A 17,143-nucleotide genomic window follows, 5' to 3' on the forward strand; every position below is an offset into this window, starting at 1 on the left:
GGCGTTGTGGTCCGGCGGCGCCGAGTGGATCCGGACCACAACGCGCTTCGGCTTCGCGGCCCGGCCGGTAAGGGCCTGGGCAGCAGAAGAGGGCAACGCCGGTGGGGCGCCGCCCTCTGCTGTGGCCTCAGCTTTCGAGGTGCGTGTTCGCCGCGACGGGGCGGCCTCGGTCGCTCGTCGACGGGGCGGCATCAGGAGATGTCGGATCCGGCGGTGTACTTCACGAACGCCTCAGGGTCGCCCAGGACGAACCCGTAGTACGCCTCCGCCAGGAGCAGCACCAGGTTCTCCTGGAACGCGGAGTGCACTCCGCCGTCCTCGTCGACGTAGGTCGCTTCCTTGGAGATGCGCACGGTGATGTCCATGCCGACGCCGTAGGCGGCCTGCGACCAGTCGCCGCCGATCGCCCGCAGGCCGGTGTCGGTCGACGCGGACTGGCGGCGGTGCTTGCCGGACACGCTGCGCGAATAGGCGAGCTTCTCTCCGATCAGCGTGCCGGCCACGGCCGCGTCCGTCCCGGGCGTGGTGGTGTCCACGAAGATGGGGCGACCGTTGGCGTCGGTCTGAAGCAGCAGCTTCGGCCGCAGACGGGGGTCGGCGGCGAAGCCGGTGAAATCCCAGTCGTCGTCGACAACCTCGGCCATGCCGTTCACCAGGTCGGCGTAGATGCCGCCCTCGGCGTCAGCGGCGGTGCCCAGCTGGACCCACTTGCTGGTCTCGATCAGGTGGTCCGGGAACGGACCCGCGGCGCCCTTCATGGTCTTGCCGTGGATCGCCGCCCGGTCGAAGGCGCGGGCGAAAGCAGTCGGCAGGTCGTCCTGCAGCTGCGTCCACAGGCCCGCCGCGTTGGTCATGACGACCTCTTCCGCGACCGGGATGAGGACGGCGAGCTTCTTCGCGGACATCTGCTTGACGTCGATCCCGCCGCTCGACAGGGGCTTACGGGAGCCCTGCCCGACCCAGTCCGCGGTCGGCACGTCCAGCGGGACCGGGATCGAGGTGGTGGCGTCGATCGCCAGCGGGGCTCGGCGAGCGAGCGACATGATGGCGGACTGCTCCACGCTCTTCTCGAAGATCGGCGCGGTGATCGTACGCGGCAGTAGCGCGTCATTGACATCGGAAAGCTTGATCGGGGCGGTCGCCACCATCAGGCACTACCTTTCAGCGGCCCTTGGCGAGCCGCGACTGGATGAATCCCGCGAACTCGTCCGCAGGAGTGGAAGATCGTTGGGCATTGGCGCTGGACGCCTGCGTCCGATCAGGAGCCGGGCGCCGGGCCTCCGGCTCCGGCTGAGGCGCCTTCTTCGCCAGGTGCGGCTTGCGTTCCAGCAGCTCAGCGAGGTCTGCCTGGATACGTTCGGCGTCGATCTCGCCGTCTTCGTCCGCGTAGGACGACAGGTCGAGGAACGCGACCGCGTCCGCCGGATCGGCGAACTGGGAGCTCGCCAGAGCGCGAACCTCCGCACGGACGGCCTTGGTGACCAGGCCCTGAATGCGGCTTTCCGCACCCTCGGCGCGAGCCGTAGCCCTTTCGAGGTCGCTCTTGTCTCGGTCCTGAAACTTCTTGAGCTGGTTTTGCGCCTCACGAAGCGCTCTGCTGGCCTCATAGCGGGCCTTCCGCTCCCGTTCCAGGGCGCGCTTGCCAGCCTCGCCGAGAGAAGCGCTGCTTTCAGAGGTCTCCGTCGCGGGGGCCTCTACAGTCGGCTCCACATCAGAGGTGGAGTCGATCTGCTCGGTCGTGGTGTCGTCAGCCATCGCGGCCTCTCAAAGTGGTGGCGCGTGCCATCGCGGCTACGGCCAGGGGGAATCACCCGCCAAAGGCGGGAGTCAGTGGTCAGTCCTCGCGGCCCTCGAACGCGCGCCGCCAAGCGCGGAGCTTGGCTCGGGTCCCTCGTTCAGCGCCGGTGGAGACGGTGTAGAGCCGATCCCACTCATCGACGTAGGCAGGCGGTTCCCACCGCTGGCCTTGGAAGATGGGGTAGACCGTGCAGTCGCAGTGGTCGTGAAACTTGTACTTGCCGGATCCTTCGAACTGGGCATCCGCAGTTCCGCCGGCGGTCTCTTCGGAGTGGTAGACCGGCCCTCGGGATGCCATGAGCGCACAAAAGTGGCAGGCGTCAGGGCCCGTGGTTCTCCCCCACCCCAAAACCTCGGGGTCCTCGCCCGCCGCCTGGACGATCGTGTCGCGGCCCACGTCCGCCACGATCTTCTGTGCGACCCCGGCGGCCTTCTCTCGTGCTGCGACCAGGCGATCCTCAATCGGCGGCGGATCGTCCGCCTCCGGGATCCACAGGTCCTGGATGGCCCACCTCAGGGAAGCTTCCGCCTTACCGTCCGGAATCTCCGCCAGGGCAGGCTGGAAAATCCCTCGCACGCCAGCGGCGTCACGTTCGTCTGCGTAATGGTCCGCCGCAAGCGCCCCAGACATGCCGGCGAACCGCCGCAGCAAGTCAATGACCGCGTCGATCCACGCCGGGACGGTAGTGGCGAACGCACCCAGACGGACCAGACTCCACAGCGGATCCATCTCCTCAACCAGCTGAGCAGACAAGGCGCGTTGCGCGTCCTGGTACTCAGCCGCCCGTTCCTGCTGCGTCATCGGCGACCGTCACCCCCGGGCGAGCGTTCTCCCGACGGTTGGCGGCCATGGCGTTGCCGACCTCCGCCAGCGCCTGCCTCCCTGTTGAGCGGCGCCGGTCAGCATGGACCCGCTGCCGCTGCCCCTCGGTCAGGCCGACCATCTCCAACGTGACATCGGAATCCGCAGGCAAGATCTGCTGCTGCACCAACTTCACCGCGGCATCCGTCTGAGACGCCATCGTCGGGGTCGCAGGGTTACGCCACACCGTCTCGATACGGCGCGCCCGGTCGGGCAGGTCGCCTGTTTTGATCAGCAGGGCGAGGCGGAGCACCTGCGCCCACGGCGTGTTGAACAGGCTCTGCTTACGCTCGGCCCGCTTGACCAGTTGCGCCTCCGTGGAGCGGATCGCGTCCGCTGAGGCCGGGTTGTCGGTGGTGTAACCCAGATAGTGGGGCGGCAGCCCCAGCTGGGTCGCCATGATGCGGGCGTACAGGTCGACGATGCGGGTCGACACCGACGGGTCGTAGGCGGCGAACTGGCCAACCTGCGGGACCTCACCGTCCTCGTCCCGCTCAAGCGCGAGCACACGGCCCAGGTAAGTCTCCCAGGCACTCAAGGGGTTACCTTCAGCGTCCTGGAACGCCGACTCGCTCGCACCCAAGATGTAGCGCTGGGGGGCGCCGTAGAACTCTCTGGCGACCTCCATCCCCATCAGAGTCCGGCACGCCGCGTCCGTGATGCTCATGACCGCAGAAGTGATCTCGCTGCGCCCCACCCGGTCCGCGGTCCTCTGCCGGTTAGCTATCCGCACCACCGGCACCACACCAAGCTCATGGTCATCCCGATCGATGACCTCCCACCCAGTGGAGGACTGCACCACATGAATCGACGTGTTCGGCAGGTACAGCACCGCGGCATCTTCGCCGTCCAGCCTGTACAGCCGCAGCGCCGCCGTCACCGCGCGAGCACGCGCGTCGTAGAAGACCGTCATGTCGAGCGGCGACTCCACCGAGATCAGCGGCGGACAGTCATCCGACCCGCAATCCCCTGACCCGACCGCCACATACGACCGGCCGTAAATCAGGGAATCCAGGTGGGCGAGCTGGGACTCCGCGACGAGCTCGTTCGGCTCCCAGATGTCGGCCAGCTCGTTGCTTTCGCCCGGGGCGTCCTTGTAGCGCCATGTTTCGATGTCGAGGCGCTGCTCCAGGGCATCCACACCGATCTGCGGCCATCCAATGACCGTGTGCAGGCCCCGGAGTTGAGGCGGGATCGAAATACCCAGGTCGCGGACCCGCTGCTCGCCGTTGTAGTAGCAGTCCCTCAGCTCCAGCCGGAACCGGTCCGCGAGGAGTTCGGCTCGCAACGCCATCAGCAGGTTCTGCTCGTCGTCCGACAGGGCCAGCAGCGGCAGGTCGGGGATCGTCGCGGTCATCGCAGTACCACCGCCCGCCCTTGTCCTCTACGTCCCAGCCCCTTGGAAATGGCATCGACTCGGGCCTGCCACGCGAGAGTGGCGGCGATCGCAGCGTCGATCTTCCTGCGGCTGGTCGGGTGTTCCTTCGCGATCTGCAGGCCGGAACGGGAACTGCGCCGGCGAGCGTTCAACATGTGCCTGGTCAGCGCGAAAGAACCGTCATGGGTGAGTTCGCCGTTGACGATCGCAGCATGCAACTGCTCCAGCGCCCGCACGACCAGGTTGGTGCGGTTCATCCACCACTCAATCGGGTGATGCTGGGTAGCGCGGATCCGGAGCCGACGCCCGTACGCGGCCTCCCAGCCAGCCACGTACGACCGCCAGTCAGCTGCAGGGTCGGCGTAGAACCCCACCACCCGATACTTCGAGAATGCGCTACGCACCGCAGCCTCGACCTCAGCGATCGGCACCCACCAGTCCCGGCCTGCCGGACCGTCAGGCTGCTCCCACACCGCGACCTCGAACAGGTGCCCGTCGCTGACACGGCACCCGATCAGCGCCGTCGCATCGGTGACTCCCCGCTCCCGGTGCCGGCTGCCGTCAAACCCGAGCGTGATCCGCTCGCCATCAGCGACAACCTTCGTCGCGTCTGTGCAGGCAGCCCACTCCGGTTGCGACAGCCAGGAGTCGGTGGCGTGCGTGATCTGGTTGAGGAAGAACCTTCTGGCGTCTGTGGGGTCCGTGTCCGGATCCCAGTAGTCCTCAAGGACCCGGTCGAGGTTGACCCACCCGCCGTTCACGTCCGCCGAGTCGCCGTAGGCGACCGCCAGGCCAGCCATCAGCGAATCCCGGTCCTCCGGGTCGGTGTCAGCCGAAGCTTCCCGGTGGTCGTACAGGATGCCGTCGCTGCCCTTAAGCTTGCCTGCCTGCTGGTTCTGCCAGGCATCCCACGACTTTTCCGCCACCGAGTCTTCGCCGGGGATGAACGCGTTGGGGCTCTCCACCGATGCGGCGTTGACCTTGGTCAGGTTTCGACGGATCGTGCTGGCGAGCTTGCGTCCCCCGTTCGACGGGAGCCACGACTCTGTCTGGTCCATCACGGCGAAGATCGGCCTGAAACCCTCCCGCGAAGTGGCCGCCGAGGTCGTGTACTCGATACGACCTCGCGGGACATTGATGAAGGACTCCATCGGTTCGATGTCGTAGGCGTCGTAGACGGGCCCGTTGCGCGCCATCTCCAGCAGCGGATCCCACGTATTCGCCGTCTGGTCCTCGCTCACGGCGACGATCTGCGCCTTCGCCTTGAACCCCATGGACGTCCACTCGCGCGCCACCGGCTCGCCGTAGGCGTCCCAGCCGTCCAGTACCACCGGCGCGAGCGCCTCTGTGAGACACAATGCGGCCAGCAACGGCGACTTACCCCAGCCCTTCGGGCGGCACAAGACGGCACGCCGCACACGGCGCGCGTTGTCCAGGTGCCGCCCTTTGACCGCCGGGCCGACGAAGTCCAGGTTGACGACGTAGAAGTTCAGGATGAACTGGGCCTGCTCATCAGTGAGCTCCAGCGGTTCCCCGGCGCTCGGCCCGTCAGGGACGACCAGGTGAGTCGTCATCCAGTCCAGAACGATGTAGCCGAGAGTGGGAAGCTCGCCGGGGTAGTTCGGCCCCCGCCACGGCATTACGAACCCTCGCCGACCTGCCGCGACGGCAGAACCCTGAGGTTCGCGTACCGGCTCTGCGACTTCGGCTGTTCAGGCCGCTTAGCGTCCTTTTCGTCCGCGTCGGCGAACACCATACGGAGCCTGGCGCGGTCCTCAGGAGTAGCGCCCAGCTTGGATACCCGCAGGCGAACCTCAGCCGCCAGAGTCCACTGGCCCTTCGACCACATCGCGTGATGCATGAGTGCTGTGTCGAGCAGGAAAGACCAGTCCGTCTCGGACATCACCTCAGCCTGCGGTGAACGCTTCCATACCTCCCACCACTCGCGGGTGCGCGGGTGCCAGTCGATGTCCCCAGGCAGGTCAGGCGCCTCGGCCTTCTCGAACCGCAGGACCGTCTGGGGCTGCGGATCCTTGTTGCGTCGTGCCCTCCGCGAGGGGTCCTTCGGCGCAGGGCCTACTCCGGCCATGGAGGGATCACCTCCAATGACGATGAGTAGCTACAGCAGGGTCATGAGCTGCTGCGGGAAGTCCCAGACCTGTACAGAACCCCGGCTCGTATACCTGCCGATTTCGGTTCTGGCGGTGGTGGGGGTGTCCCCCCACTCTGGGTGGTTCGGGGCGTGTGTTGGTGACGTTGTGTGAGGGTTGGGGTTAGCTGTTTGCGGGTTACCGGTTGCGTCGGTCTCCTGGCCACATGCCGGTGTTGGCTCGGTGGAGGCGTGCGCAGTAGCCCTTGGCTCTGGGGCCCAGGTATTTGCTGAGCTTGGTGGCGCATCGGGTGTAGTCGTTCTTGGTGCCCCATCTGATGGAGCGGCCTCCTGCGCCTGTGCTCCAGTAGCGTCTGAGGGTTTCAGCGTTGCCTCTGGTGGAGGGCATGTAGTCACCTCTCCTCGTAGTGATCAAGGTCGCAAGTAGGAGAAGCGGTTGAAGAAGCCTGCCATCTCTGCTGCGTTGACTGCTTTTTCCCAGGCTGCGTCGAAGGCTTTCTGGTGGGTTCCTTCGACATAGATGCCCCAGTCGTCGCCGTCTAGGGGGGTGATCTTGAATCGATCTTCTGGGCCGTCTCCTCGCCACTCACCCAGTTGTTCGACGCGCACCTTGCCGACGTTGGTATCAACGTCTACATGTGTGACGCCCTCGTCCGGGCCGTTCTCGTCTAGGTCGTCGAAGCCCTCAGCTACAACGTTGGTGGCCCCATCAAGCTTCGCGAAGGACTTCTTGTCGAAGACGACTTCGACGGGGCGGCCGTCGTCTCCGAGGTGGCGTAGGCCGAACTTGTTGTCGTCGGTCATGAAGACGTCGAGGTCGCCGTAGCCGGTGTCTACCCGGCTGGCTGCGTCTCTGCGACGTAGTGCATCGTCGATCTTGTTGATGTCTTTTTCTCTGAGCTTGACCGCAGGGGTGTTGCGTACGTCGTCGTAGGACGCGTTGCTGCTGGGAGTCAGGTGTAGCGAGTAGGCGTCCCAGTCGTCTTTGTGGATCATCCCAACAGGGATGGTGCGTGCGGTGCCGTCAGGTTTGCGCTCGACGCGTTTGAGCCATGCTTCGTGGCCAGGGGTGAAGCTTTCGCTGTCGATGTCCCTGATGATCTGTTTCAGATCCGGGACGCTCTCTTCGGGGATGCGTACTGACCCTTTGGAGGTGGTGATGCTGAGGTCGCCGTTGACGTGGAAGTCGAGGGCAACGTCGCCGTCTTTGCGGGTGTGGATGTCGGATCCGGCGAGGATGTCGGGCATGCCGCGGGCGGTTGCTGTGCGGCCTGTTATGCCGCCTCCGTGGGCGAATTTTCCGTCGGGGTCGCGCGGGTGGGCGGATTCGGTCCAGGTGGTGCTGTGGCGTCCCACGCTCACCTCCCTTGTGTCTTGATTGGGGTTGGTGTCGGTGAGGGGTTACGCCTGTACGCAGATCGTGGAGACGCCGGCCAGAACTGTGAAAGTGACGCCGGGGAAAGAGCGGCGGAGAGTCGTCGTGACATGTTGGGCTTCCTCGTCCGACAGTTCCTGGGTGAAGGTGACGAGGACCTTGTCGCCTGCTCGGAGGGCGATCAGGGCTGGGGTGGTCATCGCTTGGGCCAGGAGTAGAGGCTGGGGTTCAGTGCGCGTTGGGCTGCGTAGCGGCGGCGTGCGCAGAAGGCGGGTAGCCAGTCCAGCCAGCAGGAGATGCCGTCCGCGCAGACCTGGTGCCAGAGGCGGCCCGACCACTGTTCAGCCGCCCACCACAGTTCGTGGCGGACGTGGCGAAAGAGCTTCATGCCACCCCGATCCTGCGCATGAAGTGGTCTTCGTTCTGCTGGTATCGCTTCAGGTCGTCGATGTAGCTCTGAAGCGCTTTAGATGGGCGGAACCACTCTGTTCTGCCGACACGTGTGCTGGCGAAGCGGCTGTGCAGGACGCCTTCGGTCCGGTGATCCCCCGGCTCCGTCGCTAGCAGTTCGACAGGCCCAACAGACATGCCGGAAGGCATGGCGCTTCCCTTGCTCAGCGCTTTGAGGCGCTTCTCAAGGTTGGTCGTCGTGCCGATCTTGATCAATCCCTCACGGCCTACGAAGTACACCAGCGAGGGTCCGCGCTCAGGATTGACTCGCCGTTCTACGGCAGTGTTGCGGAGGTGTGCCCCGTGTCTTTCGTCAGCTATGACAACGGCGGCGTTCTTCAGGGCCTCTGCAAAAATGACGTGGTGGAGGCGCGGAAGGCCATCGTCGCTGGCGTAGTTGCGGAAGTACCGGTAGATCTCTCGGTGTAGAACATCAGCCTTGATGTGGCGCCAGCAACGTCCACCGACTACCGCCGCACCGCTGCAACGGGTGCCTGCGCCATGGCGGCCCCATTCTTGGCAAGGCTCTGTGCATCTGTCCTCGTCGAGGGCTTTGCCCCAGTCGCAGTCAAGGCAAGCGAATTGAGGATCGTCCTGCGAGAAGTCGATGAACGCCCTCGCGCCAAGGCAGTTTCGGCACTTCCACTTCATGTTTCTCTCCCGGAAATGCGAAGGCTCCGAGCCGGGAGACTCGGAGCCTTCTTCCTGCGGGGATCAGCCGCAGGCGTCTATTGGGTTTCGGTGTCGCTCTAGGAGCGATCTGAGAGAGTGGGGTCCTCAGGTTTAGAGGGCGTCTCCCCCGAGAGCAGCGCTGTGTCGACGGCCTGGATGACGGACTCCCAGCCGCGCGTGTAGGCGCGCCCGAGTTCGCCCTCTTGCTCGGAGACTGCGGGTCTGCGGGGGATATCGAGGACTCGGGTAAGGAGTGTCTTCATCCGGGCGTTGTCGGCGCGGAGGTGGGCGATCTCCTCGGCTTGTCCATCGTGGTTGAGGAGGAAGCAGCGGTCAGCGCGCCCGGCGTTGCGGATCGCCGCTTCAGCCATCTGGAGTCGACGTTCGGCGGCGGCTTCGTTCCAGGCGTCGGTCCACTGCTCAGAGGTGATGATGCGATCAGTCACTGATGGGCACCCCTTTCCCGAAGGGGTCGTCGATGAACTCGACTCGTTCCGCCATGAGCGTGAGGTTCAGAGACGCCAGACTGTCCTGAACCATCGTCGCGGTGATCGGTGCGTCAGCGATAAGGGCGTGCGGGAAGTCCTCACCGTTGATCTCCAGCTTGAAGAACGAGCCACCTATGCGCTCCACCCGGATCAGCTTGGGGAGTTCAGGCATGGGCGGCTTCGCTTCCGTACGGCACCACTGGCACGGCTCGGGCCACGAAGTCAGGGTGAAGCCACAGTTCGCACTGATGGCGAGCAGCCTCGATCACGAGCGCCCGCGTCTCCTCAGGTGAGAAACCGGCGCCGATGAGTTCCTCACGGTAGGCGGCGAGACGATGGGCGGTGGTGAGGTCAGGCATGGTCACCCTCTCCGCGTGAGGGCTGGAAGCCTTCACGAAATCGGCCGAGAGGGATCTCCTTGCCAGATGGCATCTCCACGAAGTCATCGCCATTGAGAAGGCGGACTACTGGCACACCGAACACCGCCGTGAGCAAGAAAATCTCCATGAGAGACACAGGGCGTCGAAGCGTCTCCAGTTGTGCGACCCTGTTCGATGTCCAGCGCGCGCCTTGCACGCACATCTGGTATGCAAGGTCGGCCTGTGTCCATCCTTGCTGTTCCCTCAGCTCCGCCATGTTGCGGGCTATGACGTGTTCCAATCGCACAGCCATGCTGCGGCCTCTCCTCGTGTATAACGAGAGCCCTGGCGCACGAGGACGCGCCAGGGCTCTCTGACCTCCAGGAGCGACCTGGAGGGTGCTGGTGGTCAGTCCCGTAGCCCGGGGTGCTTCTCTGCAGGACGGAGGCGACGGCCTTGCTTGGCGGCTTTGGCTCGTCCGCCTTCGGCGCTGGACTTGCTGCGGTGGTCGTCTACACAGATCGCGGCGAGGTTCGCGTAGTCGTCTGACCCGCCTGAAGCTGCGTTCTGGACGTGATCGACGTGGGTGGCGTGGCCGCCGCACAGGTAGCAGGTGTGGCGGTCGCGTTCCAGCACGTGGAGGCGGATCGCAGCCCAGCCTTTAGGGAGTGACGCTTGCCTGTTGTGTCCCTGCCACTGGCTGTTCGGCATTGGCCGCCTCGCCTTCGCGGAGCAGCGCCCATGTTGCGTCGGGGTCGCCTTGGGCTTGGTGGTAGCGGTAGATGCGGGCGAAGTTCGCCGAGTACTGCTCGCCTTCCTTGACGGCGGAGGCGTGGTGTAGCGCGTACACCCGGCCGTTGTGCCGGACGGGTTCGGCGCCGAGAAGTGTCAGGTGGGCGGCGCTCCATGCGGCGTCTTCGCCTCCCCAGCCGAGGAATAGTTCGTCCTGGCCTCCGTGCGCCCACCAGGTGGCGGGGGTGGTGACGTAGACGCCTGAGCAGGCGCCTGGCACCTCGAAGTGGTTGCAGTCCTGCAACGGGACGCCGCGGCGGTACTGGGCGGTGCCGTCACGGCGGAGAGACCGGTAGGAGGTGTACGGCAGGTGCACCAAGCCGCTCGTGGTGGCGCCGTGGATCGCGGCGAGGAGCGGTTCCTGCTCGGGGAGTGTGTCGGCGTCCCCCAGGATGACGACGTCGGCTCTGGCGTCTTGGGCGAGGCGGACGCCCTTGTTGCGGCACCCGGCCAGGCAGAACGGTTCGTGGTCGGTGTCGACGGCGAGGAGCATCGCGTCGGGCAGCAGCGCCTGGTAGTGGGCGACGGTGAGGTCGTAGGCGTACTGCCGGTCGGCCGTGGGGCGCCAGGGGATGACGATCATGACGGTCGGGTCAGTAGTCATAGCCTGCCCTTTCGTGGCCGATGTGGGTCACTGCGGGCGGGTCGCCGCGTCTGCCCCAGTAGGCGCCGCGGACGGCCCGGTCCCGGAACAGCCCGCGGCCGAAGCGGCTCTCTGACCAGGCGCCTTCCGGCCACGGTTTGGCAAGGGTACGGGCCGGGATGAGACTCGGGTTGCCGGTAAAGCAGGCTCGGTGTTCGATCCACCAGAAGTGGCCGTCGGTGCGCTCCTCGAACACCTGGCCTTGGGCTTCGAGGGCTTCGATCAGACCGCCGTGGGCGTGCTCATTGTGGAACCAGGGCTGGCGGATCAGGGCGATCTGGGTGAGGTGGTCGTAAGTGTCCAGGGCTGCGGCGAGTTCGGCGAGGTCGACGGGCCGGTTGAAGGTGAAGTCGTCCTCGACGAAGAACACGTGCGGGGCTCCAGCTGCGAGGCTCCACACGGTTTGCATGGCCCGCCAGTAGCCAGCCGCCTGCTCGGCGACGGGGACGATGGTGCAGCCTGGGAACTCCTCGGCCAGCCATGCCCGGTATTCGGGGTCGCCGGAGTCGTCGACGATCGTCACTGAGCCGATGCCGACAACACTGCCGGTGGCTGACGGCAGAGACTGGATGATGCAGTCAGCCCGACCGTTCGTCAGGACGATCATGGGGATCAACCGGCTCGCCTCCATGCACTGTGCGTTCGTGGCCGTCGGCGGCGGCCAGCAGGCCGAAGAGGGAGGTGACGTTCTCCACTGTGGGGTCGTCTTCGTAGACCGCGTACAGTCCGGCGTAGTAGGCCACGGGGCGGCCGCCCGTTTCGCAGTCGCGGCAGTGCAGGCCGACTCCGCAGTCTTCGTCTCCGCAGAGCCGGAACCGGGCGTCGATCGCGGCGACGTTCACGATGGCCACGGGTTGGCTTTCAGGGAGCGGTCGATGCCCTCTTCGAGGCTGATCTTGGGCGTGTAGAACGTCAGCATCTTGCCTGGGTCGCCGACCCGGTAAGCGACGCCCTTTGGCGCGTCCAGGATGTGCTTCAGGTCCGGGCTGTAGCCGGCGGCGTCGGCGAACATGTGGGCGAGGTCGTTGAAGCTGGTTGGCCTGCCCGTGCACAGGTTGACCGGGCCCGGCACATCCTGGTCGACGGCGGCGAGGGTCGCGGCGACCACGTCGGAGATGTGGATCCAGTCGCGGACCTGGGTGCCGTCGCCCCAGATGGTGAACGGGTCGTCGCGGCGTCGGGCCCGGTCGGCGAACGACGGGAACGGGTAGTCCAGCGCCTGGTCTTCGCCGTACCCGGAGAACGGGCGAAACACGTGGACCCGGATACCCTCGGCTTCGGCGTACCCGGCGAGTTGCTCCCCCACGAGCTTGGCCAGGCCGTAGCTGAGGTCCGGGCCGCCCAGCGGGTAGTCGAACCGGATGTCGGGCTCGGCCAAGGTGTTCGGCGGGTGGCCGTCCTGCAGGGTGACGGGGTAAGCGGCGCTGGAGGAGTAGTAGACGACGCGCTTCGGCCGGGTGCGCAGCGCCCACTGGAACAGGCCAGCGTCGATCTCCAGGTCTACGGCGAGCGACAGAGGTTCGCCTTCGATCTTGGCGCGTCCTCCAACGACCGCGGCGAGGTGCACGACGAGGTCGTACCGTTCGGTGTTGGCGGCGAAGAAGGCTCTCGCGTCCAGCAGGCGCACCCCGGGCAGGCTGCGGGGGTTGATGTCGAAGGCGGTGACGTCGTAGCCCGCCTGTTGCAGAGCGCGGGTGAAGTGGCGGCCGACGAAGCCGGCGGCGCCCGTGACGAGCGCAGTAGGCATGGAGCGCCTCCTCACACGCGTAGGGCGTCAGCGGGGATGCGGAGGGTGTCGTCTCCGTAGAAGCCCTGGCCGACGAACCGGCCGGGGCGGCGAGGGGTGGGGAAGTCGCGTTTGTCGTCGAACCCGTCGGGTTCGAACTGGGGGCTCTCGGGGCTGGTGTGGACCATCAGGGAGTGTTTCGCGACCGGGTAGACCTGGTGGGCCAGCCACAGCTGGTCGGCTTGCCAGCGTTCCGCTCCGTCGTGCCGGGCGGGCAGTAGCGCCGCGGCGGTGCGGGCCCCGTCCTGTTTGGCGCCCCACATGCCGGCCAGGATCGGCATGCCGTGTTCGGGGTGGTCTCGCATGGCGTGGAACTGCTTGTCGGAGGCGAGCCATTCGTGGACGGCGGCCTGCTCGCGTTCGCAGGGGCGGGAGTCGGCGTCGCGGAACATCACAACGTCTGCGGTTTCGTCACGGAGGGCGTGGAACCGCCAGAACGTGGAAAACCAGTTCTCCAGCACGCTGGGCATGGGAACGAGTTCGACGTTGGGGTGGGCTGCCAGTTGGGTGCAGGCTTCCTGCGGGATGGAGTCTCCGACGTAGAAGCGGCACGTCCAGCCCGGGTACAGGTCAGCGCAGAGGCGGGCGTTGGCGAGGGCGCCGAGGGTGTAGAACTCCTGATTGCCGAACAGGCTGTAGGAGATCAGCTTCACAGCAGCGCTTTCAGCTTGGCGACGTCGCTCGGCATGTCGTGCTCCAGCCAGGCGGCGTACGCGAGCCGGTCGGCTTCGGCTGCGGCGGAGTTGTTGACTTCCTGGTAGCGGTCGTCTTCGGCGGCCTTGCCGTTGAGGTAGTGCATGTGCTCAACCACGACGTCCGGCAGGTAGCGGAGGCGGCCGATGGCCTGGCCGAGGTCTTTCCAGACGTTGTCGACCCACAGGTGCTTCAGGCCGGCGGGTGCCATCCAGCCGAGCGCCTGGACGATGTCGGAGGTCATGGCGACCTGGGTGGGGAGCCGGTCGTGCTGGAGAAGATCGTCCCCGTAGACGATTCCGGTGCCGAGGTCGTGGAGTTCGTTGACGTAGCGGCGGTCCCACCCTCGGGTGCGGGGCCGGTGGTCGTCTCCCATGAAGCCGAGCGCGAAGTGGTGGGGCGCCCGCTCTACAGCGATCTTGCTGAGGGTGGGGCACATACGCAGCCGCGGCCCGACGGTGAGCTCGATCTGCCGGGCCTTGCACACCTGCTGGTAGCCCTTCAGGGTGGGGTCGTCCTCGTCGGCGGCGACCAGGAGGTCCGCGACGCCCGCTGCGGTGGATTCCCAGGCGTTGTGCAGGGCGGCGATATTGCTTGGGCGTCCTCTCGACGGCACGATGACCAGCAGGTCGGACACGGCGCCCCTCTCAGGAGATGCGGATGGGTTCGCCATCGAGGACGGGGAGTTCCTCGGAAGCGGTGATCTTCACCCATGGCACTTTTGGCCCGGGTGCTGCGCTGAAGTCAAAGGCGGTCCCGGGGCCGATCTTGATCTTCGCTACGGTGGCGCCGTCATCGTCGACATCCCACTCCGCGGTTTCCCAGTCGTCTTCGGCCGGGCGGACTCCGTAGGCGAGGACAGCCATCTGGACCGGAAGAGTGCTCAGGTTGTCGTCTCCTTCAACGACGACGGCGAGGTACTCCCTTGTTTCCCGGGGCCACGTCTCGATCGCCACCGCCACCTCCCAGCGCAGTTAGTGATGGGAGGAGCGGGCAGCCCACCGTCGGCGAGACGGGCCAAGGCGAATCGTGATGTCGTCAGCGGACGGCGTTCGTGCTGAGACTCGGCCGAGGCCGGCCCGGATGCGGATGGAGGCGGCGCGGCCGACGAGTGTCTGCGCTTGAACGGTGGTGATGGTCGGCTGAGCGGCGCGGAGGCGGATGCTCGCTGCGGGGCCCGCCACGATGACGCCGGCAGCGGCGGTGACTGTTCCTGGTGAAGGGCGTGCGCGGATGGTCGCTGCGGCGCCCGGCAGGGCGACGGCTTGGCCTGCGTAGACTGCGCCAGCACCTGGGCGTAGCCGTATCGTGGCGGCGCGTCCGGTCACCTCGACGTTGCTGACGGCGGTGACGACGCCGGCGGATGCTCTGACCCGGATCGTCCCGGCCGAGCCCGTCGGGGAGGCAGCTTGGACGGTGGAAATGGCGCCAGAGCCTGGGCGTACCCGGATGGTTCCAGCGGTGCCGACGGCGGTGACGACAGCGGCGTCGACCAGGGTGGAGGAGCTGCCGCCTGGGGTGCCGTCCCAGGTCGCGGATGGGGAGTCGCCGTCGAAGTAGTCGCCGAGGGTAGCGGACTCCTCGATCAAGGCGGCAGTGAAGTCACCCGGCGAGATCGGAAAATTTATGCCATCAACGATGACTCGGCACGCCACGGCACCTGCGGGGGCGGCGGCGGTGACGCTGATGCGGGTCACGGTGGCGAAGGGGGCGGTCCACCCGGCGGCCGGGTAGCCGAAGCCGGTGCCCGACCCGTTGACCCATTCGATGTAGATGTTGCCGGAATTGACGTTGAAGGTGTTGCTTCGGGCGTAGATCGACACCGTGTAGGTCGCGCCGACTGTGACCGCTCCGGTGTCGGTCGGGGCGGTCGACATGAAACTGCTGGTCGTGTATTCGGCAGCCCACGCACGAGGGAAGCCCGTCACGGACACCCTGGTGGGGGTTGAGCCGCCTCCCCAGCCTGTGGCGTCGACGGTGAGAGCCGGGTTGATGCACAGGTTGCGGCGGGTCACGGGCGTCTCCCCTCAGCGTGCCGGGCTGGGCGAGGAGGTCAGTTGGTGAAGAGCGTGAGGAGGCCCTCGCCAGAGTCGAGGGTCATGGTGAAGGCCCCGCCGTTGGTGGCAGTGGCGGTGCCGCCCAGGTCCCACAGCGCGATCACCGGCGACGTGCTGGTGGTGCCGGTGTCCTTGTAGAACACGGCGTGCGACGCAGCCAGGGTGCCGCCGGAGGACGTGGTCCAGGACGGGTCGGCGGCGTCTACTACGAGCACGCCGGTGCCCTGGCAGACCCAGGTGACGCCGCCGTCTGTGACGGTCGTGCCGATCACGGTGGGCCAGGTGGGGGCGGAGCCGCCGGAGGTGCCGCCCACGACGGCCTGGTAGACGTACCCGTTCGTGGAGGCAGGGCGGACGACGTCGCCGACCGTGTACGCCGTGCTGTTGGCGCGCTGCGTCGACCAGCTGCCCGCAGCGGTGTACGTGACCGTTTTGGAGGCCAGGGTGGCGCCGCCTGCGGTGTAGCCGGAGCCGGACGCCTCCGTGCCGGCGGCCAGGACTGCGCTGAGGAACTGCGCGGTGTCCAGCGTGGTGCCGACTGTGTAGGCCGACAGCAGCATCACCTTGATGGTGTCGGTGGCGAAGTTGATGCGGCCTTCCAGCAGGGACTGCTGAAGCTTGCCGTAGGTGTAGACCGTGACGGCCATGATGCAGCCCTCCTGGGCAGGTGAGAGTAGGTCACGCCCAGGAGGGCGAGGTCAGGCGTCAGGCAGGGGTTCCGCTGATCGGGGGCAGCGTCGTGACGGTCAGGGATTCGGGGTGGGTTGTTTCGAGGCGGGCGCCTTCCTCGTCGAGGTCCCACACCTCGAACTCCGCGCTCAGGTCAGTCCACACGGTGAGCTTGGGGCCGCGGGTCCGGTCGATGTCCTCGTCGTCCAACCACACCGTGAAGAGATTCTGCGGTGGGGAGCTCAGGGTGCCCGACATAGTGACGGGACCGGCGACGAGGTACACAGTGGGGTCAGGCACGGGACTCCAGAGGTAGAAGGACATGCGAAAGTGCCGCCCAAGTGAACGGCCCTGAAGGTCAGGCGACTCGGGTTCGAGTTCTGCCGCAGATCCTGCAGCGGGTGGTGGTCACCCGGCCGATGGTCTCGACCGTGACCCAGCGGTGGCGGAGGTGCACGGCGCCTCCCGCCCGAGTCAGGTAGCGGGTGGGGAGATAACGCGCGGGACGCGGGTGTAGTTCTCGCCCTTGACTTTGGCAATGTCGTCCTTGGTGACCCACCGCTCGACGACGTAGGGCTTTTCGGCGCCCTCTTCGGCCCAGAAGACGAGGGCCAGCCACATGGTTTCGCCGCGGCGCCAGGCACTCAGCCACACCAGGCGGGAGCCGTACCTCACTAGAGGAGGGCGGGTCGAGGCGGCGGGCGGGGACACGAGGCTGAGGGTACGGGGCGGTACCGACAGATCAGGTGAGGCGTGTGGCCTACTCCCCGACTTCTTCAGCGACAATCCGAAAGGCGACTGTCAGTACGCTGACCGCCTGCTCGGGCTGTAGGCCGTAGCCAATGAGGTCAGCGGCCAACACCACGTAGTCGTCGCGGGCGGCGTAGTTCCACCAGCCCTTCTCCCCGGGGATCGCGACAATCGCGGCTCTGGTCTCATCCGAGAGGGGCACGGGGCCTCCTGGGGGTTGGAGCCGGGCGGGTGACCTGTCTCAGACCGCATGCGTACGGGT

The 17,143-nt window shown here is 66.5% G+C and carries 25 protein-coding genes; all 25 read right to left on the reverse strand.

Annotated elements, in window-relative coordinates; genetic code table 11:
* Positions 1–191 precede the first annotated feature (191 nt).
* Positions 192–1,148 carry a phage major capsid protein gene (locus tag ACFOYY_RS40375; RefSeq protein WP_386196685.1) on the reverse strand — a complete coding sequence of 319 codons (957 nt, stop codon included), beginning with the start codon at positions 1,146–1,148 and terminating at the stop codon, positions 192–194.
* A 13-nt stretch (positions 1,149–1,161) separates the two neighbouring features.
* Entirely contained in the window at positions 1,162–1,755 is a 594-nt protein-coding gene (locus ACFOYY_RS40380) for a hypothetical protein (protein WP_386196687.1), read from the reverse strand.
* A 79-nt stretch (positions 1,756–1,834) separates the two neighbouring features.
* Positions 1,835–2,599: a VG15 protein gene (locus ACFOYY_RS40385; RefSeq protein WP_386196688.1), complete on the reverse strand. Its 765-nt coding sequence runs from the start codon at positions 2,597–2,599 to the stop codon at positions 1,835–1,837.
* Complete coding sequence (locus ACFOYY_RS40390; protein WP_386196690.1) at positions 2,574–4,016, reverse strand: phage portal protein; 1,443 nt, start codon at positions 4,014–4,016, stop codon at positions 2,574–2,576. Before ACFOYY_RS40390 ends, ACFOYY_RS40385 begins: the two co-directional genes overlap by 26 nt.
* Entirely contained in the window at positions 4,013–5,611 is a 1,599-nt protein-coding gene (locus ACFOYY_RS40395; protein WP_386196692.1) for a hypothetical protein, read from the reverse strand. The genes ACFOYY_RS40390 and ACFOYY_RS40395 overlap by 4 nt, the downstream gene beginning before the upstream one ends.
* Positions 5,612–5,676: 65 nt before the next feature.
* On the reverse strand, positions 5,677–6,126 hold the full coding sequence (locus tag ACFOYY_RS40400; RefSeq protein WP_386196694.1) for a phage terminase small subunit: 450 nt from the start codon (positions 6,124–6,126) through the stop codon (positions 5,677–5,679).
* Positions 6,127–6,558: 432 nt separating this feature from the next.
* The gene (locus ACFOYY_RS40405) at positions 6,559–7,503 is read right to left on the reverse strand and encodes a hypothetical protein (protein ID WP_386196696.1); all 945 of its coding nucleotides are present in this window, start codon (positions 7,501–7,503) and stop codon (positions 6,559–6,561) included.
* Positions 7,504–7,906: 403 nt separating this feature from the next.
* A complete protein-coding gene (locus ACFOYY_RS40410; protein ID WP_386196698.1) occupies positions 7,907–8,623 on the reverse strand; it encodes a GIY-YIG nuclease family protein in 717 nt (238 codons plus the stop codon).
* Positions 8,624–8,721: 98 nt separating this feature from the next.
* The gene (locus ACFOYY_RS40415; RefSeq protein WP_386196700.1) at positions 8,722–9,090 is read right to left on the reverse strand and encodes a hypothetical protein; all 369 of its coding nucleotides are present in this window, start codon (positions 9,088–9,090) and stop codon (positions 8,722–8,724) included.
* A complete protein-coding gene (locus tag ACFOYY_RS40420) occupies positions 9,083–9,304 on the reverse strand; it encodes a hypothetical protein (protein ID WP_386196702.1) in 222 nt (73 codons plus the stop codon). Before ACFOYY_RS40420 ends, ACFOYY_RS40415 begins: the two co-directional genes overlap by 8 nt.
* Positions 9,297–9,491 (reverse strand): hypothetical protein, encoded by a 195-nt coding sequence (locus tag ACFOYY_RS40425; RefSeq protein ID WP_386196704.1) that lies wholly within the window; start codon positions 9,489–9,491, stop codon positions 9,297–9,299. The genes ACFOYY_RS40420 and ACFOYY_RS40425 overlap by 8 nt, the downstream gene beginning before the upstream one ends.
* Positions 9,484–9,804, reverse strand: coding sequence for a helix-turn-helix domain-containing protein (locus tag ACFOYY_RS40430; RefSeq protein ID WP_386196705.1), 321 nt, complete (start codon positions 9,802–9,804; stop codon positions 9,484–9,486). The genes ACFOYY_RS40425 and ACFOYY_RS40430 overlap by 8 nt, the downstream gene beginning before the upstream one ends.
* Positions 9,805–9,899: 95 nt before the next feature.
* Entirely contained in the window at positions 9,900–10,202 is a 303-nt protein-coding gene (locus ACFOYY_RS40435) for an HNH endonuclease (RefSeq protein ID WP_386196707.1), read from the reverse strand.
* Positions 10,153–10,887, reverse strand: coding sequence for a hypothetical protein (locus tag ACFOYY_RS40440; RefSeq protein WP_386196709.1), 735 nt, complete (start codon positions 10,885–10,887; stop codon positions 10,153–10,155). The genes ACFOYY_RS40435 and ACFOYY_RS40440 overlap by 50 nt, the downstream gene beginning before the upstream one ends.
* Entirely contained in the window at positions 10,877–11,533 is a 657-nt protein-coding gene (locus ACFOYY_RS40445) for a hypothetical protein (RefSeq protein ID WP_386196711.1), read from the reverse strand. Before ACFOYY_RS40445 ends, ACFOYY_RS40440 begins: the two co-directional genes overlap by 11 nt.
* Positions 11,505–11,777 carry a hypothetical protein gene (locus ACFOYY_RS40450; protein ID WP_386196713.1) on the reverse strand — a complete coding sequence of 91 codons (273 nt, stop codon included), beginning with the start codon at positions 11,775–11,777 and terminating at the stop codon, positions 11,505–11,507. The genes ACFOYY_RS40445 and ACFOYY_RS40450 overlap by 29 nt, the downstream gene beginning before the upstream one ends.
* Positions 11,765–12,673, reverse strand: coding sequence for an NAD-dependent epimerase/dehydratase family protein (locus tag ACFOYY_RS40455; protein ID WP_386196715.1), 909 nt, complete (start codon positions 12,671–12,673; stop codon positions 11,765–11,767). The genes ACFOYY_RS40450 and ACFOYY_RS40455 overlap by 13 nt, the downstream gene beginning before the upstream one ends.
* 11 nt (positions 12,674–12,684) lie before the next feature.
* The gene (locus ACFOYY_RS40460; protein WP_386196717.1) at positions 12,685–13,365 is read right to left on the reverse strand and encodes a hypothetical protein; all 681 of its coding nucleotides are present in this window, start codon (positions 13,363–13,365) and stop codon (positions 12,685–12,687) included.
* Positions 13,362–14,042, reverse strand: coding sequence for a hypothetical protein (locus ACFOYY_RS40465; RefSeq protein WP_386196719.1), 681 nt, complete (start codon positions 14,040–14,042; stop codon positions 13,362–13,364). The genes ACFOYY_RS40460 and ACFOYY_RS40465 overlap by 4 nt, the downstream gene beginning before the upstream one ends.
* A 10-nt stretch (positions 14,043–14,052) precedes the next feature.
* Positions 14,053–14,361, reverse strand: a complete 309-nt coding sequence (locus tag ACFOYY_RS40470) for a hypothetical protein (RefSeq protein ID WP_386196721.1) — start codon at positions 14,359–14,361, stop codon at positions 14,053–14,055.
* An 18-nt stretch (positions 14,362–14,379) separates the two neighbouring features.
* On the reverse strand, positions 14,380–15,420 hold the full coding sequence (locus tag ACFOYY_RS40475; RefSeq protein WP_386196723.1) for a hypothetical protein: 1,041 nt from the start codon (positions 15,418–15,420) through the stop codon (positions 14,380–14,382).
* 38 nt (positions 15,421–15,458) lie between these two features.
* Positions 15,459–16,109: a hypothetical protein gene (locus ACFOYY_RS40480; protein WP_386196724.1), complete on the reverse strand. Its 651-nt coding sequence runs from the start codon at positions 16,107–16,109 to the stop codon at positions 15,459–15,461.
* A 58-nt stretch (positions 16,110–16,167) separates the two neighbouring features.
* Positions 16,168–16,431, reverse strand: coding sequence for a hypothetical protein (locus tag ACFOYY_RS40485; RefSeq protein WP_386196726.1), 264 nt, complete (start codon positions 16,429–16,431; stop codon positions 16,168–16,170).
* Positions 16,432–16,605: 174 nt separating this feature from the next.
* A complete protein-coding gene (locus ACFOYY_RS40490) occupies positions 16,606–16,785 on the reverse strand; it encodes a hypothetical protein (protein ID WP_386196727.1) in 180 nt (59 codons plus the stop codon).
* 106 nt (positions 16,786–16,891) lie between these two features.
* Positions 16,892–17,083 (reverse strand): hypothetical protein, encoded by a 192-nt coding sequence (locus tag ACFOYY_RS40495; RefSeq protein ID WP_386196728.1) that lies wholly within the window; start codon positions 17,081–17,083, stop codon positions 16,892–16,894.
* Positions 17,084–17,143: the final 60 nt, after the last annotated feature.

Origin of the sequence: Streptosporangium jomthongense, assembly GCF_042650425.1 — a bacterium.
Lineage (GTDB): Bacteria > Actinomycetota > Actinomycetes > Streptosporangiales > Streptosporangiaceae > Streptosporangium.